The 23,792-nt window shown below is 68.5% G+C and carries 16 protein-coding genes and 3 pseudogenes; 10 read left to right on the plus strand and 9 right to left on the minus strand.

The features are described from left to right. Positions 1 to 544 precede the first annotated feature (544 nt). Complete coding sequence (locus KS423_RS12500; RefSeq protein WP_224278349.1) at positions 545 to 1,447, plus strand: phosphotransferase; 903 nt, start codon at positions 545 to 547, stop codon at positions 1,445 to 1,447. A gap of 39 nt (positions 1,448 to 1,486) precedes the next feature. Beyond that, a pseudogene (locus KS423_RS12505) lies at positions 1,487 to 1,597 on the plus strand (NUDIX hydrolase); the annotation flags it as partial. A 57-nt stretch (positions 1,598 to 1,654) separates the two neighbouring features. Here the strand turns inward: KS423_RS12505 and KS423_RS12510 are convergent. Both KS423_RS12510 and KS423_RS12515 read right to left on the minus strand, forming a co-directional pair. Continuing rightward, a pseudogene (locus tag KS423_RS12510) lies at positions 1,655 to 1,783 on the minus strand (transposase); the annotation flags it as partial. 109 nt (positions 1,784 to 1,892) lie between these two features. Further along, the gene (locus KS423_RS12515; protein ID WP_308020177.1) at positions 1,893 to 3,038 is read right to left on the minus strand and encodes a DNA cytosine methyltransferase; all 1,146 of its coding nucleotides are present in this window, start codon (positions 3,036 to 3,038) and stop codon (positions 1,893 to 1,895) included. Positions 3,039 to 4,191: 1,153 nt separating this feature from the next. Here KS423_RS12515 and KS423_RS12520 point away from each other — a divergent pair. The 4 genes and pseudogenes from KS423_RS12520 to KS423_RS12535 form a co-directional block, all read left to right on the plus strand. Then, a complete protein-coding gene (locus KS423_RS12520) occupies positions 4,192 to 6,024 on the plus strand; it encodes a hypothetical protein (protein ID WP_224278354.1) in 1,833 nt (610 codons plus the stop codon). 44 nt (positions 6,025 to 6,068) lie between these two features. Continuing rightward, the gene (locus tag KS423_RS12525) at positions 6,069 to 7,475 is read left to right on the plus strand and encodes a hypothetical protein (RefSeq protein ID WP_224278356.1); all 1,407 of its coding nucleotides are present in this window, start codon (positions 6,069 to 6,071) and stop codon (positions 7,473 to 7,475) included. Further along, on the plus strand, positions 7,472 to 12,511 hold the full coding sequence (locus KS423_RS47995; protein WP_224278358.1) for an FtsK/SpoIIIE domain-containing protein: 5,040 nt from the start codon (positions 7,472 to 7,474) through the stop codon (positions 12,509 to 12,511). Before KS423_RS12525 ends, KS423_RS47995 begins: the two co-directional genes overlap by 4 nt. Positions 12,512 to 12,633: 122 nt before the next feature. Beyond that, positions 12,634 to 12,867: pseudogene (locus KS423_RS12535) on the plus strand (transposase); the annotation flags it as partial. Positions 12,868 to 13,048: 181 nt separating this feature from the next. Here KS423_RS12535 and KS423_RS12540 read toward each other — a convergent pair. From KS423_RS12540 to KS423_RS12550, 3 genes are all read right to left on the minus strand, one after another. Next, positions 13,049 to 13,465 (minus strand): very short patch repair endonuclease, encoded by a 417-nt coding sequence (locus KS423_RS12540; protein ID WP_224278360.1) that lies wholly within the window; start codon positions 13,463 to 13,465, stop codon positions 13,049 to 13,051. 488 nt (positions 13,466 to 13,953) lie between these two features. Beyond that, a complete protein-coding gene (locus KS423_RS12545) occupies positions 13,954 to 14,598 on the minus strand; it encodes a response regulator transcription factor (protein WP_224278363.1) in 645 nt (214 codons plus the stop codon). Further along, positions 14,562 to 15,881 (minus strand): histidine kinase, encoded by a 1,320-nt coding sequence (locus KS423_RS12550; RefSeq protein ID WP_224278365.1) that lies wholly within the window; start codon positions 15,879 to 15,881, stop codon positions 14,562 to 14,564. The genes KS423_RS12545 and KS423_RS12550 overlap by 37 nt, the downstream gene beginning before the upstream one ends. A gap of 237 nt (positions 15,882 to 16,118) precedes the next feature. Between KS423_RS12550 and KS423_RS12555 the strand changes: the two genes are divergently transcribed. The 3 genes from KS423_RS12555 to KS423_RS12565 are packed head-to-tail and all read left to right on the plus strand — an operon-like array spanning position 16,119 to position 19,062. Then, complete coding sequence (locus KS423_RS12555) at positions 16,119 to 16,502, plus strand: hypothetical protein (RefSeq protein WP_224278367.1); 384 nt, start codon at positions 16,119 to 16,121, stop codon at positions 16,500 to 16,502. Between the two features lie 44 nt (positions 16,503 to 16,546). Continuing rightward, complete coding sequence (locus KS423_RS12560; RefSeq protein WP_224278368.1) at positions 16,547 to 17,449, plus strand: ATP-binding cassette domain-containing protein; 903 nt, start codon at positions 16,547 to 16,549, stop codon at positions 17,447 to 17,449. Beyond that, entirely contained in the window at positions 17,446 to 19,062 is a 1,617-nt protein-coding gene (locus KS423_RS12565; RefSeq protein ID WP_224278370.1) for an ABC transporter permease, read from the plus strand. The genes KS423_RS12560 and KS423_RS12565 overlap by 4 nt, the downstream gene beginning before the upstream one ends. 92 nt (positions 19,063 to 19,154) lie before the next feature. On the opposite strand, the gene KS423_RS12570 is transcribed toward KS423_RS12565, so the two are convergent. The 3 genes from KS423_RS12570 to KS423_RS12580 all read right to left on the minus strand — a co-directional run bounded on the left by KS423_RS12570 (position 19,155) and on the right by KS423_RS12580 (position 21,056). Further along, positions 19,155 to 19,727, minus strand: coding sequence for a TrmH family RNA methyltransferase (locus KS423_RS12570; protein WP_224278372.1), 573 nt, complete (start codon positions 19,725 to 19,727; stop codon positions 19,155 to 19,157). Beyond that, positions 19,724 to 20,371: a class I SAM-dependent methyltransferase gene (locus tag KS423_RS12575; RefSeq protein WP_224278374.1), complete on the minus strand. Its 648-nt coding sequence runs from the start codon at positions 20,369 to 20,371 to the stop codon at positions 19,724 to 19,726. Before KS423_RS12575 ends, KS423_RS12570 begins: the two co-directional genes overlap by 4 nt. A gap of 199 nt (positions 20,372 to 20,570) precedes the next feature. Beyond that, positions 20,571 to 21,056: a carboxymuconolactone decarboxylase family protein gene (locus tag KS423_RS12580; RefSeq protein WP_224278375.1), complete on the minus strand. Its 486-nt coding sequence runs from the start codon at positions 21,054 to 21,056 to the stop codon at positions 20,571 to 20,573. A gap of 212 nt (positions 21,057 to 21,268) precedes the next feature. On the opposite strand from KS423_RS12580, the gene KS423_RS12585 reads away from it, so the two are divergent. Beyond that, positions 21,269 to 21,475 (plus strand): hypothetical protein, encoded by a 207-nt coding sequence (locus KS423_RS12585; RefSeq protein WP_224278377.1) that lies wholly within the window; start codon positions 21,269 to 21,271, stop codon positions 21,473 to 21,475. Positions 21,476 to 21,538: 63 nt separating this feature from the next. Here the strand turns inward: KS423_RS12585 and KS423_RS12590 are convergent. Beyond that, positions 21,539 to 23,792, minus strand: a 2,254-nt coding sequence (locus tag KS423_RS12590; RefSeq protein ID WP_224278384.1) for a lysylphosphatidylglycerol synthase transmembrane domain-containing protein, incomplete at its 5' end; no start/stop codon positions are given.

Consider the following 23,792-nt stretch of genomic DNA (forward strand, 5'->3'; position numbering starts at 1 on the left):
GGCGTGACTGGCCGACCTGTTCGGACAGCGTCCAGCCGTTTTTCCGCTCCAGGGGCGCCAGCAGCCCGGTCAGGTAGTCCAGAGCACGCTCCCGTGGCTCCGACCTGCCGAAACGGTGCGCGAAGCGAGCATGGAAGCCCACTATCCCCTCGGACCACGACTCGACCTGCTCAACCGTCAGCTCATCAGCACACAGTCATACCAACGACGCCGAACGCCAGCGGTAACGACAGATGCGGTTGCAGTACTAGGCCGACGAGGACCCAGACCCGAGCGCTGGTACGTCGGACAGCGCGGGTCGCGAGCCTGCTCCGCGTCGGACGCCCCAGACCACGGCCTCACGCTCCTGTCGGTCAGGCTGCCCGCCCCACCAGTGGCTCTCCCCGGACCGCTCGCCACGTGCCCACCGACTCCGCCCGTACCGATGCAGGCACACCGGCCGGGCGCCCTTACCCCCGGGGGGTGGCTGGCTCGACCTCACGCGACCCGCCCGACACAGCCGTGTCTGCTCCATGCCAACTCGGCGCTACGGAAGGATGGATGGATGGGCGACTGGGAGTTCGTGAAGGACAGAACCGCCACCGAGGGCGCGGTGTGGAGGTCGGCCGATGGCCTGCTCTACAAGCGAATCGGCGGCGAGGACCTGCGGGCGGAGTGCGAGTTCCAGCAGGTGGCCGCCGGCCTGGGCTACCCCGTCCCGGAGATCGTCGACAGCGGGTCCGAAGACGGAAGCTACTTCGTCGTCGAGCGAGCCGTCGGTGATACCTCGCTGCACGAGGAGGCTTTGGCCGATGCCAGGCGGGACGGGCAGGTCAGCGACCAGGTGATCAGCACGGCTGCTGCTGTCGCGTCGTGTCTCTTGCAGGCCCAGGCGAGGCACCCCTTGCCCTCGACACCATGGTTTGAGAAGGCGGCCTTCGCACCCGAGGTCTTTGAGGAGAACCCGGACTTCGACATCCCGCGGGTTCACGAGGCGGTCAAGCACGCCCTCGACCGACTGGCTCAACTTCCGATGGTGCACGGGCACCTGGACTACGGCCTGCCCAACGCCCTCCGGGCCGGGGTCATCGACTGGCAGCATCACGGACCGGTCCCGCTCGGCTATGACGTCTACCCCGCGCTCGACATCGTGGCCTTCAAGGGCGGAGGCAAGGGCTACACAATCACCCCGGAGCAGCGCGCCGCCTACATCGCCGCACTCGACGAGACCACTGCATCCCTGATTGGGCGGCGCGTGAGCGAGCACCTGGGCGACTTTCTGCTCGTCAAGTGCTTCTTCTTCCTCGCCCTCATGCGGCCCACCGACCCCGCACGGCACGACAAGCACATCAAGTGGCAGTACCGCCGCGCTCTGTTCACGATGGGACTTGATCAGTATGAGTCGTCCAACACGATCGACACCGGCGCCTTCCCTACTCTGAAACGGTTCGCCGCTGAACACCGGTAGGCCGGTGCCCACCATCTGACCAGGAGGGGTCCACCGCACATGGGCAGGACCGAGTACTACAACGACCCGAACGCCTCCAAGGCCAACACCCTCATCCCTGCCAGCAACCTGCTCGTCGTCGACGACTCCGGCGCCATCCTGCTGCAGCGAGATCATCTCACCCGTGGCCAGCAGTTGGGGGGCACTGACCCGCGTCGGTCCGCTGTCGAAACGGGACCCGTTGATCACCCTGCGATGGTCGTTCCAGTGTCCACCCCGCCGGCCTCTTCCCGGCAGATGCGGTGCCAGCCGGGCCCACTCATTGTTCGTCAGATCACTCTGCCCCGCGCCAGGCACAACGAGCCCGGCATGGAGAAGTCACATGATCCGCTGGACAGAACCTAGGCGACCAGAGGGCAGTTCACCTGCCTCAAATGCCCTCGGATGGAATCAACCCGCTGCGGGCTCAGCAGGCGAGGTCGACAGCAGGGGCACTGAAGTCGTCTTCGAGCAACAGGGGAGCGTCGTCCTTCGCCTGCAGAACGCCAGCGTCGAAGAGCTTGGAGGTCAGCACCTCGGTCAGAGGCGGAGGTACGGCGTTGCCGATGATGACCTGAACTTCGGTGCGAGTCAGCTCGTAGCGAGGCTTGGCCCTCTCGTCGACGAAGTTGAAATAGTCCGGGAAGCCCTGGATGCGCGCGGCCTCGTGGGCGGTGAGGCATCGGGGGACACGAGGGTGGACAAAGCGTCCGCGACCCATCGTTGCGAATCCGCTGGTAATGGTCTGAGACGGGCGGTCCCACCACAGGCGGCCATACATCGAGGTGTAATTGTGCTTACCCCGGTGACACTCGGGGCGCTCCTCGTTCGGCAGGTTGTACTCGTCGTTCTCGAAGAGATAATTCATACGCCGCTGGTTATCCGCATTGGGCACAGCAGCTTCATCGAAGAAAGACTTCGGTTGAACGTCGAGCAGGTCGCCGATCGCCCAACGCAGGTCATAAGGCGTGGCACCATGGTCTTCGATCTGCAGCAAGTCAGCAGCCGAAACGCCAGCCGGTAGCGCGTCTTCGCGGACGGCCAGCAGTATGTGGCGCTTGCGCGTCTGGGCGACCCCGAGCTTGAGTAGGTTGATGCGGCTGGTGGCGACGTCGTATCCAAGCTTCTTGAGGTGAACGATGGCGCGGGAGACCACCTGCTGCTTGTCATTGACAACGGCCAGCACGTTCTCGATGACGACTGCACGGGGGCGCAGAACCTCTGTGGCGCGAGCCATGCGCAGATACAGTCGGTTTTTGGGATCATCGCGACGGGTGTGGTTGTTGAGGTTACTGTGTCCCTGGCACGGCGGCCCGCCGATCAAGAGCTCCACCTCACCCACCGCGGAGAGAGTCTCGGCCTCCTGGACGGTCAACGAGGCGCCGAGGTCACCGTCGAAGTAGGACTCGACGGTTCCTATTTGGACATTGGCCTTGGGGAAGTTGGCCTTGAAGACCTTTGTGGGAGCCTCCTCGAAGTCAACTGCGAGACGAACATCGAGCGAGACGTCATGCTTGTGGGCTGCCTGGGCAATACCGAGGGTGAGGCCACCGCAGCCGGCGAAGAGATCCACGACTCGCAGGGAGCCGACGCCCTTCTCGAACTTCGGCCGGCGCTTGGCCCGCAAGGGGTGCCGCTCACCCACGTTTGACCCCCATCTGCGCTTGCTTGTAGAACCGGCGGAACGAGCGGTCATTGTACTCGATCAAGGATGAGCGCGCGCCGTAGAGTGAGTACCCAAGAGCTCGTAACACGATGATGCTGTTTGCTTGTTGAGCCGTTGCCTACGGCGAGGCGCTTGGACTGGTGGAGCGGGGCGAAGGTCTGTCCGATGGCATAGCGGAGCTTGCCCAGCCCGCCGATGTCGGGCTCGCCTCGACATGAGATGACGGGCAGGATCGGTCGGCGAGTCAGTTCGCGACGCACTTGTCGGCTGTTGTAGCCCTTGTCCAAGAAGTTGACTTGGCCTGCTTGCGTGACCGCCCGGGTCGGCCCGCAACAGGCGCCGCGCCGTCGGAGGCGTCCACGCGGGCGCGCGTCCAGTCGATTCGCCGGGCCGCGTCGAGCTCAACGAGCAGTATCGGTACACCTGGTCGAACACGCCGACCCCGTCCACCGACACAGCCGCCGCCGGCACGTCTGCCCGGAGCCGAAACCCAGTTCTGGCGGCAGCTGCTGTCACATGATGCCTGTGCATGAACAGGACCCCCTGCGGGCTGAGTGGTGTCGCCCACCGGCCGAGGTCCCGGGGGACCGCTCCGGCCAAGCGGGCAGGACCGGATCGATCAATGATCACAGCTCGTCATCAACCATCCACGGCCCACTCGCGCCCACCAACAACGGATGAATCGTCAAACCGAACGAGGCTCACCAGCCCCAACCCGCAAGATCCTCTTATGAGCTCGAAGTGGCGTCCGACGTACCGATCGCGACGGTTATACGCCTCGCCTTCCGGCATCACAGGTGCCCTGAACAGGCTCATCAACGGCCATCAGATGTGGCGCTGTTGCTACCACGGCATTGACAAGGCCCCCGTCCCGCGATCGCGGTCAACATCAAGCGCCTCGGCGCTGGGCACGATACCCAAGGATCGCAAGACCCCCGCCACAGTTACGCGCTGGCGAGCCAGGCGGACTTCGGTCTGGCATAGGATTTGATCTACCGTCAGGAGCGTTGGCAACTAGACTTCCACAGCGATCACGGCCCGGTCGACGAAGGACAGCAACATGCCACTAGAGGTCAACAAGCACGTCCAGCGGATACGTCGTTATCAGCCGTTCGACGCCGACACCTCTGAGATGATCTACGAGCTGCAGGCAGACTGGACCCAGTCACTGTTCCCCGTCGTGACGCTGAACTATCTGCGGAACGCCATTGAGCGGCCGGCCACGAAGACCATCGTCCTCACCGGAGACGCCGGGCACGGCAAGACAAGCCTGTGCGCCAGCCTTCTGGCCTGGTTGCAGGTCGATGCCGAGACGATCCCACCAGACGTCCGGAAGGCAGTTTTCCGCGAGCTGTCCGAGGCCGGAGACGCCAGCCGCCCCGTGGGCCGGACCCGTAGCGGACGTCCCCTGTACATCCTCAGGGATCTCAGCGAGCTAAGCCTGCAGGCGGGCGCTCACAAGCTCATGGAACTCCTTGACCCTCCGGACGAGGGCGTCGCGATCATCTGCGCAAACGAGGGCCAGCTACGCAAGTGCGTCGCCGAAGACGACAACCTTGAGAAAGGCGGCACAGGGCACACCAAGATTCTGGTGAACACCCTCACGGAGGGCATTGTCCGCGGGCAGGTCAGCGACCCCGGTGGCACAGTCATTGTCATCAACCTCAACTACCAGTCCGTCGCAGCCGACAGCCCCAACGGCGGGATCATCCCTTGGGTCCTGAAGCAGTGGACGACGACGCAATGGTCGCGGTGGAAGCCCTGCGAGACCTGTGATGCGCGAAATGTCTGCCCGATCCTGGCCAACCGCAACGAGCTGAGCGATCCGACGCGCGGGCCTCAGCGCCGGGCTGCGATCCGGGACGTGTTCGCCGCGGCAGAGCGCACCGGGGCCGTAGTCACGACCCGGCAAGCGCTATCGGTGACCAGCTACATGCTCACTGGCGGCCTGTCCTGCGAGAACGTCCATGCCAGGTACCAGCGGTCACACTCGAACAGGCTGTGGCAGGCTCCCCACTTGTACCACCAGGCACTTTTCGGTGATCGGCTGACCCAGCAACAGCGTCATCAGGTTCCTGCCTTCTTCGCGCTACGAAAGCTGGACCCGGGAAAGGTCTCGCGTCGCCAAGTCGACGACCGGCTGGACCCGGACACGGTCGGCGACTTCCCTCCCACGGACGCCAGCAGCTACCTGCAGAAGGTCCGCACAAATCGAGACGTTCACAAGCAGGCCGAGCAGTTGCGGGGCTTGTACACGTTCCTGCGACGAGCCGACTTCTTCAACAGCGACGACAACACGGACCGGTTCGCCCGCATGGGCCTGCAGGCTGGCGACGACTTCGTCCGGGTCCAGGACAAGAACCGGGACCCGGCAGACACCAGAGTGCGAGACCGCTTCCTCAAGGGCCTGGAAGCCGTCCAGGGCATCCACCGGGCCGGGAGCAACCCTGACTTCTTCATACTCGACCCCGCCTTCTTCACCCACCGCGCCCGCGCGGCCGTGATCTCCCGGCGAGTGCCCAGCAAGGGCGTCGAGGTCGTCGACCAGGTCACCCAATGGCAAGAAGAAGGCCGTACGGGCGTCACCCCCGAGATGCAGAACGCCGTCGAGTGGCTCAACCGGGCCATCTACATCCGTATCCCGGCCGTCGACCCCGGCAAGGACGCAGTCTCGGTGGAAGCGGACCTTCTGCGCTTTGAGTTGCTGACCCGGTGGGCCGCAGGCCTGCGTAGCGAGGTCCAGCACGAGGCAGAGATCCGCGGCCTCAGTGGAGCCTTGGCAGAGCTCGCGGACTCCTCGAACAGGGACGACGAGATCCAGGTACTGGTGGGCAACGTCATGAGAAAGCTCATGATCGACGTCGGTGACAAGATCAGGTCGGTGCGTGCGTGATGGCTGATCGTTCCAAGGCAGAGGTCGTCCTTCGTCTCTTCGGAGTGAATCTCGAACAGCAGGGCCGTGGTTTCTACGTCCCGCTCGAGATGCTCGCGATCGCCCGCGGCGTCTACCTGGCACATCAGGAAGACCCGGAGAAGTTCGCAGGGCTCCTGGACGACGGAGCCGACACGGCTTACAAGAGGACCTCGCACGACCTGGCCCGGCGGATCGCGACCAAGGCCCGCATCGTCGAGGGCGCCGAGGAACTCGGCAAGGCCGTCGAGCTGGACTCTCCCGAGACGATGGAAACGCTCCACGCCTTGTTCTCTTCCCTGCTGGTCGAGATCCCCGGGCGCCGTAGCCTGCCCAGTTGGTTCGGCGCGCACATCTATCCGTTTGTCGGTGAGCTCATCCACTACGACGCAGTCGAACGACGGATCAAGCAGAGCGATGCCTCCCTCAAGAAGAGCCCAAAGAAACGCAAGCAGGCTGACAAGGTCGTTGCTGGCATCAATGCTCCGAACATTGAGCGCTACCTCTTCCGTGATGGTGGCAGCTGGGCCTACAAGGTCCTGCGTAGCGACTCCGATCCTGACCGCAAGGAAGCGACCCGACAGGGCCTGCGCGACCTTGTGCAGGACAGCGGCACCCCGCTGGGAAACCTTGCCAAGGCCCTCAGCGCGCATGACTTCGACTACGACGAAGTGCCCGTGCAGGGCTCGGACGCAGGGATCAAGCTGCACGAGAATCTCAGCCCGTGGCCTGACCTGCTGAGGGAAGGCGCTCGCAACATCGTCGCTCGGACAGCGGCGGTCCCCAGGGCCAAGCGCACGGAGAGCCTTATGCACTGGGTCCCCTACTGCTTGGCACGCCACCAGCTGCGACTCGCACGCCGGAAGCTCGGCGCCACCGATCGCGAATCGATCCTGTTGGACTTCGGTAACGAGCCCACCCCGCTGCGCAGAGAGTCGCAGAAGAACCTCACCAGCTTCCGCAGCGACATCGTCAACGCGATCAACGTCCAGGCTCGGGAAATGATCGCCGAAATCGAAGCCGAAGGCGACGAGGTCAGGAAGCGCCGCTACGAAAGATTCACCCAGGAGGCCGGCAACGCGGTTGCCTCACCCCGAGCGTTCTTCAGCGAGACCCTCGCCGCTGTGGGAGCCCTGAACGCGACGGTCGGGCGCCGGCACTTCACCTTGAAGCCCCCGATGCTCGAGGCTCTCGTATCTGCCACCGTCCCGCAGGGCACGGAGATGGAGTTCGACCAGTTCTGCGCGCTTCTGTACGAGAAGTACGGGCTCGTGATGGAGAACAAGGTCGCGGCTGCGAGCCCGTTGGCCCACGAGGTCGATCCATCGGTCCTCGACCACAACGGCAAGGCCTTCCGGGAGAAGCTGGCCGCCATCGGTCTGCTCACTCAATATTCAGATGCAACCAGCATGGTTCGAGGGGAGCCCCGGTGACCGACAGCAGCATCCGAGCGCTCGGTCGGTTCGTCGCCGACGAAGCACTCCGCAAGGTCACTGAGATCAGCGGAGCCCGTGCCGTCCTGCGAGTCAGCGGGTTCGACCGGCCGACCGTGGCCGAGGCTCTCCGTCGCACGGCGCAGCGGCTGTCGGAGTCGCCGGACCGTCAGGTCGTCGTCAAGGTGGGCACCTCAGAATCAATCGAAGACGTACCTGTTGAGTACCTGCTGGATCCGCAGGATCAGCTGACGAAGTGGCGAAATTCGGGACAGGGCAAGGCGGTGTTGCTCTTTGAGTGGGGGCAGTCTCCGGACGCGCAGGGGTTGGCTGCCATGAACGCCCTTGACGATGCCACGATCCTGGGCGCCTACCACGACGCCTCCAGCGAGCGTGGGTTCGACAGGTTCATGGCAGAAGCATGGCGGGAGACGGGTAGCACCGGCAGTGTTCCGGCCCTGATGGGCAGCTTCCTGCCGGAGATCTGGCGTGCCATCACCGATGAGGAGCCCCGGTCCTTGCACCGCTGGGCAGCCTTCCTGGTCGAGACCGCGCAGAAGGTCGCAGCAACTCAGGTCCATACCCCTAACGTGGTCTGCCGCGAGATCTCCGCGGCCCTGCCCGCTCTTGACCTGTTCCCGGACCGCGGACTCTTCATCAAGCCCGCCGCGCTGCCCGGCCGGATCAAGAAGAACGTCTCGGTCAGCGCCTTCAAGCAGCCCACCGGCAAGGAGATCACCGACGAAGACCTGATACATCGCATCAACACGACCGAGTTCAGCGAGGAGTCCCTGGACCACATCGGTGCGGACTCCGAGACTGCCAAGAAGCGCATGCGCAGTCTGGTGCTCAACCTCAATCACAGTGGCCCCACCCCGCAGGATCCTCGCCAGCTCCGCCGCGAGCAGGACCTGACCCTCTGGCTCGAAGTCTTCGAGCAGAAGTCCAAGAAGATCGGCCTAGGCCAGCAGCTTAGGCAGGAAATCGAGAGGATCGACGCAGAGCGGGTCGACGAGTTCGACGCCATGATGATCGAAGACGCGCTTGACCGCGGGGACCAGGAATCCGCACAGCGCTTCCTTGACGAGGCTCCTGTCGGTGAGGCCGAGCCGCTGGCCGACCTGCTGTCCAAGCGGTCGCGCCGCAAAGTCGAGAAGCTTGCCTTCCCGGACTCTCAGTTCGTCCAGGACCCGCTACGTGCCCTGCTGCGCGAGCTGACCTACTTCTCCGACGAAGAGGAAGGCTCCGTCGTCGTCGGGCTTGAAGGCAACCAGGAAGCCGGGCGATGGAGCCGCTGGCTGTTCGCTTTCCTGTACGGACGCACCCTGCGTGATGTCCAGGATTCCACCGGTCTTCGCCTGACCCTGGAGGTCAAGGACTACCTGCTGGACCTGAACAAGCCGCCCCTGCCGCAGGAGGACGAGCCGTTCGACCCGAACGCCGAGTGGGCCCCGCTGCGCATCCTGGTGGAGATGGACGGCGCCGCCCAGCGACGCTTTCGCTGGGACCCCCTGGGCATCCCCGGGCAGATCGCACTGGCAGCCCTCATCCACGGCTGGCGAAACGCCCCCGGCCAGGCCAGCAATCTGACCTTCGACACCTTCCTCTCGAAGTTCAATGACCCCCGGCAGTGGCAGGTCGACGAGCCTTTGCCTGTCCCCGCATCACATTTCGCCGGCCAGCTCGAGCACCTCAAGGTGGAGCACTTCGAGCGGTTCTCCGGCGGGCTCGACGCCGGGATCATCAACGATTACGTACGCGAGTGGGAAGGCGTACTCCGCGAAGCTCGCACCACCCTGGTTCCCGACAATGCTCCGAACGCAGACCTCGAAGCCGTCGTCCTGGCAGATGTCATCGGGCTGGCCGATCACCGCATGATGATGCTGGCCACCCACCCGCTGAAGCTGCGCTGGATGGCAAAGAACTACACGGAGACCGCCAGTAGCATCGAGACCGCCCTCAACAAGGAAGGAGGTCTGAGCCTCAATCAGGAGAATGAGGACCTCTTCTTCGACGCCATCGACCGCATCTCCCCACACGGGACACCGGCAGTCCTCGTCGGACCCGGCGGCACGATTGCCATTCCAATGCGGGAATCGGCCGGACACGAGGAGTACGCGCCGGTCCGCTACGGCGGCAACGAGTCCAAGGACTGGCTCTCCAGCGTAGACGAGACCGCGATCGACGAGATGGTCCGTGTCATCACCGACTATCTGACGACCTACCCCCACAAGCTCGACGGCCTGCGCGTACTGCTTCTGGACCGCAACGGCGACCCTGTCCTGCCCATGCGCGTGGCAAAGCAGATGCGGGCCAAGAACCCCCGCCTGAAGGTCGATCTGGTCGTGTTGGCTCCGCAGGCCACCCATCACGAGATCATCCAGGGTTTCGACCTGCAGTTCTCCGGCGCGGAGATGTCCGAGGACAGCTTCCTGCCCGACGTTCAACTCATCCTTCGGGCATGGGAGCCCGACCAGGAAGCAGACCTGTCAGAGCTGGAAGACACCATCGACCTCGCTCTTGCTCCGGCACTGTTCGGCACCCAGACCAGTATCAAGGAGAGCACCAAGAAGGAATCCTTGTCAGGCTCCTTCAACTCCTGGAAGCACCCGGCCTCGCACAACCTGGCTCAGACCAGTGAGAACGTCGTAAGAGCACTGTTGCCCGAGACCGCCGACGAGACTCTTGAGTCCTGGTCGACCCTGTGCGTGCGCTACGACCGCCGTTCCCCGGTCTCCCGGGAGAGTGTCGACGGCATCGACTACTTCGAGATGCAGGTGCAGTTCGACCAGCACCAGGACTTGTTCGCCGCCCTGCACCGCGTGGCCCACTGGGTCGTCACCCTCGACAGCTTCATCGGACGCGAGCAGATCGATGCGCTGCGTAACCGCCCTGATGTCATCCTCGTCAAACCCAGTGTCGGCAAGAACGAGTCCTACACACTCATTGTCAGCTCGCAAACCGGCCGGCAGTTCGTCGTCCAGCGACTGCGCCGCCGACTGGAGCAGATCGGGGTCGTCACCCCGCAGGACTCCGAAGGCACCGCTAGGCGGATCTACGAGGTCGGCCGCAATGTGGCCCCTGGCGCCGTGCTGCGCTCCCTCGGTATCGGCACCACGGTCAATGAAGTCGTCGGCCTGGTAGCCACCCGCTTTGTCATCGACCAGCAGTTCCCTGTCCCTCGGCAGGGCGTGAGCCTGGTCACCTGGATCAGCTTCGACGAGCACCATCGCTGGTTCGGCCGCGGGCACAAAACCCGTGCCGACCTGGGCCGGTTCGTGCTGACCGTCCAGGACGACGGCACGGTTCGCCTGGATGTCCTGGTCGCTGAGTCCAAGTTCCGCCAGGCCTTCGACGTCGGCTCGGCGGAGGAACAGCTCAACCGCACCACCGACCTGTGTGAGGATGCCTTCCGCTCGGATGGCGAGGCGCGCCACGACCGCCCCTTCTGGCTGGACGAGCTTGCCGCCGCGATCGCTCAAACCAGTGGAAACGCCCTACAGGCTGCAGACCTTCCAGCCCGCACCATGATCGGCAACGGCGACCACCGTCAGGTCGAGGCGAAGGTCCTCGACGCCTTGCGCTCCGAGGATGTTCGGCTCGGTCGAATCACCGGCGTTGCCGTGGCCATCTCGGCCGAGGACGACCAGCCGGCCCCCGCGGTCGGAAGCCTCGGCAAGCACACCCTGGTGAGGCTGAACAAGCAGGAGCTGCTGAATCTCATCGGCGCTCTGCGCGCCAACCAGGACCCGACCAATGCCGACCCCCTTGTTGTCCCTGGGGACCTCAGTGGGATCGTGAACGTCCCCGACACAGTCGTCAAGACCCCGTCAGCAGGCACTTCCGCCGACCTGCCTAATCCGGAAGAACCGGCGGCACTTGTTGAGGTTGTCGGAGCGACTGCTCCGACAACCGTGCCGAGCCCGGTAGCTGCGCGTCACCCTGCCGCAGAGGCAGAAGCTGTCCCTCTGAAAGCTCACAGCGGTGGGCTCCGCGAGGAGGAGCTGAGGCTTCGATATAACAAGGTCCTCGACGTCTTCGCCCGCCACAGGGTCGCGGTAACCGCCCCGGAGATCGGCAAGTGGCAGGAAGGACCTGGCTTCTACATCTTCCGGTTCATCCCTGACCCTGGGGTCACCGTGGACAAGCTGACCAACCGACGCGACGAGATCTTCCTGGCCCTGGCATTGCCCTCCGGGTTCAGCATTCGCACCCGCAGCGACCGCGGCTCCGTGCTCTTCGAGATCCCCAAGATCGACGACGAGAAGTACGGAGTCGACGCCAAGGCGTTGTGGCAGCGGTGCCCGGCCGATCCCGACAGCCTCATCGCCCCGTTGGGCGCCGACATCGAAGGCAACCCGGTCACCATCGACTTGTCCTCCGCGGACTCACCGCACTTGCTGGTGGCTGGCACTACCGGATCAGGGAAGTCCGTCGCCCTGGACACGATCCTCAAGGGCCTCGTCCGGTACGACAAGAACGCCCTGCGACTGCGCCTCGTCGATCCCAAGGGCACCGAGCTTGTCGACTTTGAGGACGACCCTCACCTTGATGGCGTGATCGGTATGGACGCCGCCGACGCCATCGAGATTCTTGAGGAAACCGTCGAAGAGATGGCCGTGCGCTACAGGGACATGAAGGCGATCCGCACACGCAAGCTCGTCGAGTACAACGCCAGGGTCGACGAAGCAGACCGAAAGCCCTGGATCGTCATCGTCCTGGATGAGTACGCCGACCTCACCAGCGATCCCGAAGAGAAGAAGAAAATTGAAGCGCTGCTCAAGCGCCTAACGCAGAAGGCCCGCGCTGCGGGCATCCACGTCATCGCAGCCACGCAGCGCCCAAGCGCGGACGTTATCTCGACGACCATCCGCTCCAACTTCCCCGCCCAACTTGCCCTGCGGGTCAAGACCGCGACCGACAGCCGCATCATTCTGGACGAGACCGGAGCCGAAGCCCTGGCCGGACAGGGCGACGCCTTCCTGCACACGGCCAAGGGCACGATACGAGTGCAGGTTGCCTACGACGGGAGCTGAGCATTGCCCCGTGACGTGGACACCCTGACACTTGGATCTTGTAGGTCCGGGAGGGAAGTCCAGGTGGCACGTCCGTCGAAGTACTCGGACGAGTTCTGTCGTGATGCCGTCGCGCTGTTCGGGCCTCGGAGAGCTGGTGCACCTGCGCGGCGGTCGCGAAGGAGATCGGAGTTAACCACGAGACGCTGCGGAACTGGGTGCGGGCCACCGCCACCGAGCTGGCGTCGGCCAGGCAAACCCTGAACGCGGACGAGCAGGCCGAGCTCGCGCGGTTGCGCAAGGCCGAGCGGGAGTGGCAGGGCGAGAGGGAGATCCTGCGCAGGGCAGCAGCGTATTTCGCGCGGGAGATGAAGTGAGGGCTCGCCGCCGCCCATGCCAATGAGTCGGCGTCCAGCGTTTGTGTGCGGCCTTTGGGTATCGCCCGTCCCGGGTACTGCTCCTGGCAGGCCGGTACCCGGTTTCGTGTCGACCGAGCGGCGACGGAGGCCGCGCTGGTGGCCGAGATCCGTTCCCCCGGTGACAGACGGCGGCGGGCTCTCAGGCCGGCTCCCTCCGCACGGCCGCAGTGATCGTCGCAGCGACGTCCGAGGCCGTCTCGTGCTCCCAGAACCGCAGCACGGTCCATCCCTGGGCCGTGAGGTGGCGTGTCGTCTCCTCGTCGCGCTCCATGTTGCGGTCGAGCTTGGCCCGCCACCACTCTGCATTCGCCTTCGGCTCGGTCGCGTGTTCCGGACAGCCGTGCCAGAAGCATCCATCCATGAACACCGCGACCTTCGCTCGTGGGAAGCTGATGTCTACCGTCCGGCGGGACATGCCGGGCACGGGCACGTTGACCCGGTACCGAAGCCCGCTTCGGTGGAGCAACCTGCGGACCGCGAGCTCGGGCGCCGTGTCCTTACGCGCCTGGCGGCGCATGCGACTGGTTACTGATGGTGAGGACGGGGCGGGGCGCATGATGCGATTCTCCCGGATCGCTTCCGGAGGGGAATCAAAGGTTGTGAAACTCCTTCCAGCTCGCGGCAGAGGTCACTGGCGGGGTCGGGCCCGCTCGACCGTGAACCGCCACGGTCGGTAGAGATCACCGGTTGGCCTGAGGTGAGACCGTACCAACCTGGCGAGGAACCTACCGGGGTGTAAAGGCAATTCCCTCACATTGGACGCCCTCTCATATTGACGCAGGCCGCCTGTAGGTGGCTGTCTGCGTGAGCGATGCGTGAGCGGACGGCGCAGCACGTGCCAATTCGGACGGGATCGTGGATCACTGCGCAACCTCCTGACCTGCGGTTTCATCACCAGGTGATCGGTGCCGGCAGCAGCCGGCATGATCACTCCCGGGCTCGTAATGCGTAGGTCGCGGGTTCGAATCTCGCAGGCGGCTCGGTGAAGGCCCAGGTCGGATTGATTCCGGCCTGGGCCTTTTGCGTGCCCGGGGTGGGGCGGGGTCACTGGTCGAGGTAGGTGAGGACGGCCAGGACACGGCGGTTGGCGGTGTCGGTGGGGAGGAGGTCGAGCTTGGTGAAGATGTTGCCGATGTGCTTGGCGACGGCCTTCTCGGTGATGAAGAGGGCTTGGGCGATGCCGGCGTTGGAGCGGCCCTGGGCGAGGGATTCGAGGACTTCGCGTTCGCGGGTGGAGAGGGTGGCGAGGGCGGTGTCGCGGTTCTTGCGGACCAGGAGCTGGGCGACGACCTCGGGGTCCATGGCCGTGCCGCCGGCGGCGACGCGGTGGATGGCGTCGAGGAACTGGGCGCCGTTGGTGATGCGGTCCTTGAGCAGGTAGCCGACACCGCGGCCGCCGGTGGCGAGGAGTTCGCGGGCGTAGAGGGGTTCGACGTACTGGGAGAGGAGCAGGACGGGGAGGCCGGGCGTGGTGCGGCGGGCGGTGAGGGCGGCGCGCAGGCCCTCGTCGGTGAAGGTCGGGGGCAGCCGGACGTCGACGATCGAGACGTCCGGCCGCTGCTCGGTGAGGGCCAGGAGGAGGTCGGGGCCGTTGTCCACGGCGGCCGCCACCTGGTGGCCGTGGGCCTGGAGGAGGCGGATCAGGCCGTCCCTCAGGAGGAAGTGGTCCTCGGCGAGGACAATGCGCACGGAAGCTCCATGATGACCGTGGTCGGACCGTCGGGGGGACTGCTGACGGAGACGACCCCGTCGAAGGTGGCGAGCCGTCGTTCGACGCCGCGCAGCCCGGTGCCCCGGCCGGCGTCCGCGCCGCCCCGTCCGTTGTCCGAGACGGTGATGCGCAGCACGCCGCGATCGTAGCGGAGTTCGATTCCGGCGCGGCCGGCGTCGGAGTGCTTGACGACGTTGGTGAGGAGCTCCGAGACCGCGAAGTAGGCGGCCGACTCGACGGGCATCTCGGGACGGCCGGGAAGGTCCACCGAGACGTCGGTGGGGACGGGGCAGACCATCGCCAACGCCCGTACCGCGTCGGCGAGTCCGCGGTCGGCGAGGACCGGCGGGTGGATGCCGCGGACCAGGTCGCGGAGCTCCTCCAGGGCCTTGGCGGAGGACTGGCGGGCCTCGACCAGCAGGGCGCGGACGGCCTGCGGGTCGGTCTCCAGGAGGTGTTCGGCGGCGTCCAGGGTCATGCCCATCGCGACCAGCCGGGCCTGGGCGCCGTCGTGCAGGTCGCGCTCGATCCGGCGGATCTCGGCCATCCGGGTGTCGACGGCGGTGCTGCGGGTGGCGGTCAGGTGGGCGATCCGGCCGGCCAGCAGCTCCTGTTCGCTCGGGGCGAGCATCGAGCGGGTGCGGCGGGCGTGCCGGTGGACCGTGCGGGGTGCGAGCCAGAGGGCGAGCGGGAGGTGGAGCAGGCCGAGGAGGCCGGAGAGGGCGGCGGTGGCGGTGCCCTCGATCGGGATGAACTGGTACCAGAGGCCGTCCCACTCGGCGGACAGCGGGACGCCGAAGAAGGCGAGGAAGACGCCCCAGAGGCCGCTGAGCAGGACGGCGATCGGCAGGAAGGCGAGCAGGCCGCCGACGACCGGCTCGGTGAGGACCCAGCCGAACTCCCGCCGGGTCTGCGGGTCGCCCGTGATCCAGCGGTAGCGGGCGATGGCGCCGGAGGCGCCGGCGGGCACCGGCGGCAGCGGGCCGGGCGGCCCGGGGAACCGGATGCCGGACCACTCCTCGGCCAGGGCGCGTTGGCGGTCCGTCAGGTCGCGTACCCGGGCCATGGCCCGGGGGACCAGGCCGAGGCCCGGCCCGACGAGCGGGATCGCGCCGGTGACGCCCATGGAGCGGACGAGGGCCAGAGCGGAGAGCCGGCTGAGGGTCAGGGACCGTCGGAGAGCGGTGAGTCCGGCGGGTACGGAGAACCCGGTGACCTCGGCCGGTGCGGGGCCCTCCCCGAGTTGCAGCGTGTTGTCCATGGACGCGGTTCCCTTCCAGTGGTGCCGTTGCGCGGCTCGGTCGTGCCGGCCGTGAGGCCATTCTGGCGATGACGGGGAGGCGTTGTCGGTGGAAGAAACTCCCCCTTTGGTCGAACGGGATATCTGCCGAACGGCAGATGGCAGACGCCCGCGGATCGGCGAGGCTGGCGAGCGTGCCCACGTGCCCCGGGAAGCGCCCCGAGCGGCGCACCCGATCGCAGACGTAAGGAGGACACGGTGGACCGACGCCCGAAATCCGCACCCGCCCTGATCGCCCTCGCGGTGGCCGCCCTCGTTCCGCTCGCCGCTTGCGCCGACGCCGCGGACGCCCCGCCCGAGGACAAGACCTTCGAGTTCGCGGGCAAGAGCCTGAACGTCAGGTCGCACGGGGCCCCCGCCGACCTCGTCGCGGCCGATCGCGCGGACGTCAAGGTCACCCGCTGGTTCGACACGAGCGGCAAGGTCGGCAGCGTCAAGGAGTCCTGGGAGCTGAAGGACGGCGTCCTCGAACTCCGGGCGGGGTGCTCCGGGCTCGCCAACTGCGACACGAAGTACCGGGTCGAGGTCCCCAAGGGCGTCGCGGTCCTGCGGGACGGGCGCGAGACGGACCTCAAGGGCTGAAACCGACGAGCCCTTCTGCGGGGAAGGCCGGAAAGACGGAGACCATGCTCGAACTGATCGACATCACCAAGGTCTACAAGGGCGGCAAGCGGGCCGTCGACGGCATCACGATGCACCTCGGCCCCGGGATGCTGGGCCTGCTGGGGCCGAACGGCGCCGGGAAGTCCTCGCTCATGCGCATCGTGGCGACGGTCACCCGGCCCACCGACGGCCGGGTCCGCTACCTGGGCGCCGACGCGGTGGCCGAGCCGGACCGGCTGCGCCGGGAACTCGGCTATCTGCCGCAGGACTTCGGGGTCTATCCGAACCTGACCTCGCGGGAGTTCCTGTCCTACCTGGCGGCAGCCAAGGGGATCGGCGCCCGCTCCGCCCGGGCCCGGATCGACGAGCTGATCCAGCTGGTCAACCTGACCGAGGCGGTCAAGCGCCCGCTCGGCACGTACTCGGGGGGCATGCTCCGCCGGGTCGGCATCGCGCAGGCACTGCTGGCCGACCCCAAGGTGATCGTGGTCGACGAACCGACCGCCGGCCTGGACCCGGAGGAGCGGGTGCGCTTTCGCAACCTGCTCAGCGAGCTCGCGGCGGACCGGGTCGTGATGCTCTCGACCCACATCGTCTCCGACGTCGAGTCGGTGGCCTCCGACATCGCCGTGGTCGCGCACGGCCGGCTGCTGCGCCGGGGCGCGCCCGACGAACTGCTCAGGGAGATCGACGGGCAGGTCTGGGAGGCCGTGGTCGCCCCGGCGGACCTCCTGGCCGTCCAGGCCCGCCACGTGGTCAGCCGGATGGTGCGGACCGGGAACGGCGTACGGCTGCGGCTGCTCGCCGCCGAGCCGCCACAGCCCGACGCGGTCCGGGTGCCGCCCGACCTGGAGGACGCCTACCTGGGCATCATCCACCGGTCGGGGGAGCGAAGCGGCGCCGGGCAGCGGGCGGTGCGGCGATGAGCACGGCGGTGCCCGGGTCGGTGCTCGCCGGGCTGGCGGTCGGAGACTTCCGGGACCGGGTGCGCCGGCCGGTGTACGCGGTGACCCTGCTCGCCGCGGTCGGGCTCGGCTACCTGGCCGTACCGAACGCGGACGGCCATTGGACGATCATGGACGTGGGCGGCAGCCGGGGCGTCTACAACAGCGCGTACGTCGGCGCGGTCACGGCCCTGGCCGGTGCGCTCTGGCTCACCTTCGGCGGCTTCTACGTGGTGCGCAGCGGCATCGCGCGGGACGAGACGACCGGCGTCGGCCAGGTCCTCGCCGCCACCCCGCTGCGCACCTCCCACTACCTCCTGGCCAAGTTCCTGAGCAACCTGCTGGTGCTCGCCTCCATGGTCGGCGTGCTGGCCGTCACCGCGCTGTTGATGCAGCTCGCCCGCGGCGAGGACAGAGCGGTCGACCCGGTCGCCCTGGCGGAGCCGTTCCTGCTGCTGTCGCTGCCCGTGATGGCGGTCACCGCGGCGGCGGCGCTCCTGTTCGAGACGGTGCCGCTGCTGCGGGGCGGCTTCGGGAACGTCGTCTGGTTCGTGCTGGCCATGGTGCTCGCGATCGGCGGGCAGTCGGCTTCCGCGCCGCTGGACGGTCTCGGGGTGCACCAGGTCGCACGGTCGATGGGCGCCGCGCTGGAGGCCCAGCAGAGGACGACCGACCCGGGCGGGTTCAGCCTCGGCCTGACCAAGGTCGACAAGCCGCTGGGCACCTTCCACTGGGACGGCTTCGATCCCGCCTCCGGGTTCCTCCTCGGCCGGCTGGCACTGTTCCTTGCGGCGTTCGCCGTGGCGCTGCTGCCGGCCCTGTGGTTCGGCAGGTTCGATCCCGCGCGCGGCTCCGGTGACGCGGCGCCGGTGCCGGCTGCCGCCGGGGCGGCGGGTGAGCCGTCCGTGCTCGACGGGGCGGAGCCCGAGGGTGCACGCTGGGCGACCGCGCAGGGCGTCCTGCCGCGGACCGAACCGCGGCGGGCCGGGGCGTTCGGCCGGCTGCTGGCGGGCGAGGCCCGCATCCTGGTGCAGGGCGTCTCCCGCTGGTGGTGGCTGGTCGCCGCCGGGCTGACGGTGGCCGGGTTCGCGCTGCCGATGGACGCCGTCACCGGCCTGCTCCTGCCGCTGACGTGGCTGTGGCCGGTCCTGATCTGGTCCCGGCTCGGTAGCCAGCGGGTCGAGAACGGCCTGGAGGTGCTGCTCGGCGCCTACCCGTCGGCCCGGCGCCGGCTGCTGGCCGAATGGGCGTCCGGGCTGGTGCTCACCGCGGTGACGGGCGTCGCCCCGCTGATACGCATGCTGGTGGCGGGCGACGCCGCGGGGGCGGCCAGTTGGCTCGGGGGCGCGCTGTTCGTCCCCTCGCTGGCCATGGCGCTCGGTGTGGTGAGCCGCAGCCATCGGCTCTTCCAGGCGGTCTACCTGCCGCTCTGGTGGATCCTCGTCAACAACGTCGCCGCCGTCGACTTCATGGGGGCCGTCCGCGTGAACGGCAGCCCGGCCGGTCCCGGCCCGCTGCTGGTCGGGGCGCTGTCCGCGGCGATGCTCGCGGTGGTGTTCCTGGTCGGCGCCGCCCGACGGAACGTCAAGGGCTGATCGGAGCCGGGAGCCCGGGCCGTCGGCGGACGGCCCGGGCTCTCCTCGCGCCGCGGGGCGCTACTCGTCTACTCGCCTGCTCGTTTACCGGCCTACTCGTCGTCGCCGAGGTCGGCCGCGAGGTCGCCGTCCGGGGTGCCGCTGATCGCGTAGCCCTGCCGGCGTGCCTCGTAGCAGGCCACCGTCGCGGCCGCCGAGACGTTCAGCGAGCCGACCCGGCCCAGCTGCGGCACGAACACCACCTGGTCGCACAGCGCCAGCGCCTCGGGCGTGATCCCGCGGTCCTCGTGCCCGAGCACGAAGGCCACCGCCGGGGTCAGCTCAGCGGCGAACATCGGCACCGCCTCGTCCGCCAGTTCCAGGCCGACGACCTTGAAACCGTCCGCCTTGGCCGCCGCGACCGCCTCGGCGACGGTCGGGAAGTGCTCGACCTTCAGGTACTTGTCGGTGCCCATCGCGGCCTTCTGGGCTCCGGCCGAGCGCACCGACGGGGTGTCCCCGGTCAGGTACAGCTTCTCGGCGCCCATCGCCGCGCCGGTGCGGACCACCGAGCCGACGTTGAACGGCGACTGGAGGTTCTCCAGGATCATCGCGAGCCGGAACTCGTTGCTGCGCCGCCACGAGCGGTGCAGACGCTTCAGTTCGGTCCCGCGCAGCTGCTTCACGTCGTCGTACCTCGTCCACTCTCTTCGGAGCCCTCGCCCACCTCGGGGCGGGGCCGCGCTTCCAGGATCCGCACCCCGTTGACCGACGTGACCCGGGTGGTCGGGTAGCCCTGCTCGTTCAGCCACTTCTGGAGCGAGTCCGAGCCCAGGTGCTTCTGCACCACCAGGAACGCCGAGCCGTCCGGGGTCAGCCGGCCGAGCCAGTGCGTGAGCAGGCGGCGCAGCGCGGCCTTGCCGATCCGGATCGGCGGGTTGGAGTAGATGGTGGCGAAGCGGACGTCCTCGGGGACGTCGTCGGGCAGGGCGGCCTGGACGTTGCCCAGCCCCAGCGCCTCGGCGTTCAGCCGGACCAGTTCCAGGGCTCGCTCGTTGACGTCCACCGCCCAGACCGGGAGGCGCTTGCGGCGGCTCGCCCAGGTCAGCGCGATCGGACCGTAGCCGCAGCCGATGTCCAGGATCGGGCCGCGCACCCGCGGCTGCGGGGCGTGCTCCAGCAGGATCCGGGTGCACGGGTCGAGCCGGTTGCGGGAGAACACCCCGGTGTCGGTGGTCAGTTCCAGGGTGAGGTCCGGCAGGGAGACCGTGATCGGCCGGCGGTCGCTGGCGACCTCGGGTGCACCGGTGAAGTAGTGCGAGCCGGACATGATTTCCCCGTCGTTCGTATGGGCCTCGGGGCCACCGGGTGGGTGTGGGTTAGCCCTTTGTACGGCACCGATCGTACCCCTGGTGGCCCGGACGGCGTTCCGGCCGCCGTCCCGTGACGGCGCTCCCGCCGCCGCCCACACCGCCGCTCCCGCCACCGCTCTGCCGCCGCTCTGTCGCCGCTCCCGCACGGCGGTGCGGTCAGGCGGTGCCGGGGGTCTTGCGGGTGGCCACGTTGATGCGGTTCCAGGCGTTGATGGTGAAGCAGACCGAGATCAGCTGCGCCAGCTCGGCCTCGGCGAAGTGCGCGGCGGCCCGGGCGTACACCGCGTCCGGGACGCCGCCGCCGATCCGGGTGATCTCCTCGGCGAGCGCCAGGGCGGCCCGCTCGCGCTCGGTGTACACCCCGGCCGGGGCCTCCGGCCAGACCGGCAGCAGGTAGATCCGCTCGTCGGTCTCGCCGGCCTTGCGGGCGTCCTTGGCGTGCATGTCCAGGCAGTACGCGCAGCCGTTCAGCTGGGAGGTGCGCATCTGGACGAGCTCGACCAGGGCCGGGTCCAGGCCCTCGCGGGCGGCGGCGTCCAGGGCGATCATCGCGCGGAACACCTTGGGGGCGGTGCGGGCGTAGTCGAGACGGGCGGGGGTCTCGGTGGCTGCGGTGGTCCGGGTGATCTCGTTCGTCGTCATGGTGATGACCCTAGGCGCGGAATGCACCCGGTCTCTGGGCCATTCAGGGTGCTGTTTCGTGGGTCAATCGAGCCCGGCCGGCCAGGCGTTGCGCAGGTCCCGGCAACACGCCGGGGCGGGATCGGCACCTCGCGTCCGGGTGCCGGGCGGCGGATACTGCCAGTACCGCCAGCCGGGCCCGTGAAGGCCTCCGAACAGTGAGGACGGATGCCATGCCGCAGGAACAGCACGAGGAATACCTGATCGAGGAGACCGCCGAGACCGTCGAGCCCGACGAGAAGGCACCCGAGGGCGACACGTACGACGAGGTGGCCGAACGCCGGTCCCTCGGTGCGGACCCGGCGACCAACGTCGCGGACGTCGTGGAACAGACCCGGGCGGTCCGGCACGGCGACGTGGAGGAGGAGTACCGGGAGTAGCCGACGGGCGCCGGGCCGGGCCTCGGGCCCCGGTGACCGGGCCCGGCCGCGGGGCCGGCCCGGCTAGAGGGCCCGGCGGCGCTGCAGCCAGACGAAGGCCGCCCAGCCCGGGAGCACCGGCAGGATCAGCGTCAGCAGGCGGTACAGCGCCACCGCGGCCAGCGCGCCCTGCTCCATCGACGCGGTCTGCTGGAGCAGGGTGATCAGCATCCCGTCCACCGCCCCGGCCCCGCCCGGAGTCGGTGCCGCGCTGCCCACCGCGTTGCCCACCAGGAACACCACCGCCACCGAGGCGAAGGACGGCTCCCGGCCGATCGCCCGGGCGCAGCAGTACAGGCAGGCGATCAGGCAGATCGAGACCAGCAGCTGCCCGGTCACCCCCACCGCCAGCCGGGTCGGGCTGCGCAGCAGGTCCAGCAGCCGCGGCAGGACCTCGGCCGTCAGCGGCCGCAGCCGCGTCGCCAGCCACCGCCGGGCCACCGGGATCGCGGACACCGCCGCCAGCAGCGCCGCTGCCCCGGCCAGCCCGCCGACCACGGCGGCCAGCGCGTCCAGCTCGGAGCCGCCCGGCTCGAAGCCCAGCAGGTAGACGAAGGCCCCCAGCTGCAGCAGGTGCAGCACCAAGCCGATCAGCGTCCCCACGCCGACGCTGGACAGCGCCTGGGCGGTGGGGATGCCCGCCCGTTGCAGCAGGCGGGTGTTCAGCGCGACACCGCCGACGCCGCCGGGCGACACCAGCTTCACGAACGATCCGGCCACCTGCGCCAGCACCGCGTTGCGGAAGTTCAGCCGCTCCGGCACGAAACCGACGAAGCCCATCGCCGCCGCGACGTGGCTCGTCGCCGCCGCGGCCAGCGCCAGCAGCAGCCACCAGGGATCGGCGTCCGCCAGGGCGGAGACCGGGTTGTCCTCGGCCGCGAACAGCTGCGGGATCAGCAGCCAGCCGGCCACCACCCCGCCCACGACGACCAGCAGGGTCCGCGGCCGCACCCGTTCCAGCCGCACCGGCCGGCCCACCACCTGCGGGCGGGTGCGCAGGACCTCCGCGCGGATCTCGTCGAGCAGGCCGCTGGGCGTGGGGGCATCGTGGTGGGGGTCCGGCCCGGCGGCCCGGGTGGCGGTGTTCTTCGCGTGCTGCTTGAGGGCGCGCCGGGTGGTGTGGGTGAGGGCGATGGGCTGGAGCAGCGGGAGGGCGGCGCCGACCGGGTCGGGCCCGAGGACGGCGATGGCGGTGCGGACGGAGCGGGCGGCGCCGGCGCGCAGGGCGAGGGTGGTGAGGAGCTGGGCGAGGTCGCAGTGCAGGACGAGTTCGGTGGCGGCGATGTCGCCGTCGGCGAAGTCGACCAGGTGCACCGCGCCCGAGTCGTCGACCAGCAGGGAGGAGGGGACGAGGGCGCGGTGGGCGATCTCGCGGCGCTGGAGCAGGGCGAGCTGTCGCCAGGTGTCGGTGAGCAGCTCGTCGGTGATCTCCTCGTCGGCGAGTTCGTCCAGGGTGTGTCCGGCCAGCCGCTCGTACGCGATGAGGGCGGTGTCCTGGCCGAGGCCGGCGGTGGCGGCGATGCGGCGGGTGCGGACGCCGGCCGCGAGGGCCGCGTACGTGACGAGTGCCTCGTGCTCCAGCCCGGTGCGCGGGGAGCGCAGGACGCGCGGGTCGGGGGCGGTGTGCAGGCGCAGCCGGCGCCAGGCGCGCTGGACGGCGGCGGCGGTGACGGCCTGCCGGTCGAGGAGCTGGACGTCGAGGTCGGGGCGGTGGTCGGCCTGCCGGACCCGGTAGCGGTCGGGGCCGGCCTGCTGGGCCTCGACCGGCCGCAGGCCGCTGTCGCGCAGGGCGCGCAGGACCTCACCGGGCCGGGGGCAGGGGTCGGGGGTGCCGACCGCGTACAGGGTGCCGTGGGCGCCGGTCCAGCCGATCAGCAGCCCGAGCAGGAGCGCGGTGGGGGTGGCGTACCCGCCGGTCAGTCCGGCGAGGCCGGAGAGGGCGAGGACGGTCCAGGGCAGGCGGCGTTCCCGGCTGCCGGAGGCGGTCATGAAGGCGAGGACCGGTGCGAGGTAGCCGTAGACGGGCTCGGTGTGCCCGAGCCCGCCGGGCAGGGGCTGGGTGAGCGCGGTGAGCAGCGAGACCGGGGCGAGGCTGTCGGCCCACAGGTCCAGGCCGAGCGTGGCGCCGTACGCGAGGACGGCGGCGAGCAGCCCGTCGGAGACCTGCTGGAGGGCGCGCCGCCGGTCGGGGCCCAGCAGCCGACGGACGGCGAGGCCGACCGGGAGCAGCAGGACGGCGGCGGTGGTGAGCCCGCCGGCCAGGCCGGCCAGCGGGCGC

Source organism: Streptomyces sp. LS1784 (assembly GCF_020103755.1).
In the GTDB taxonomy this organism is placed as follows: domain Bacteria; phylum Actinomycetota; class Actinomycetes; order Streptomycetales; family Streptomycetaceae; genus Kitasatospora.

Excerpts from the sequence above, each read along its gene's own strand:
- KS423_RS12500 (WP_224278349.1), top strand. The coding sequence starts at position 545 with ATGGGCGACTGGGAGTTCGTGAAGGACAGAACCGCCACCGAGGGCGCG.
- KS423_RS12520 (WP_224278354.1), top strand. The coding sequence starts at position 4,192 with ATGCCACTAGAGGTCAACAAGCACGTCCAGCGGATACGTCGTTATCAG.
- KS423_RS12540 (WP_224278360.1), bottom strand. The coding sequence starts at position 13,465 with ATGCGCCCCGCCCCGTCCTCACCATCAGTAACCAGTCGCATGCGCCGC.
- KS423_RS12550 (WP_224278365.1), bottom strand. The coding sequence starts at position 15,881 with ATGGACAACACGCTGCAACTCGGGGAGGGCCCCGCACCGGCCGAGGTC.
- KS423_RS12560 (WP_224278368.1), top strand. The coding sequence starts at position 16,547 with ATGCTCGAACTGATCGACATCACCAAGGTCTACAAGGGCGGCAAGCGG.
- KS423_RS12565 (WP_224278370.1), top strand. The coding sequence starts at position 17,446 with ATGAGCACGGCGGTGCCCGGGTCGGTGCTCGCCGGGCTGGCGGTCGGA.
- KS423_RS12575 (WP_224278374.1), bottom strand. The coding sequence starts at position 20,371 with ATGTCCGGCTCGCACTACTTCACCGGTGCACCCGAGGTCGCCAGCGAC.
- KS423_RS12580 (WP_224278375.1), bottom strand. The coding sequence starts at position 21,056 with ATGACGACGAACGAGATCACCCGGACCACCGCAGCCACCGAGACCCCC.
- KS423_RS12585 (WP_224278377.1), top strand. The coding sequence starts at position 21,269 with ATGCCGCAGGAACAGCACGAGGAATACCTGATCGAGGAGACCGCCGAG.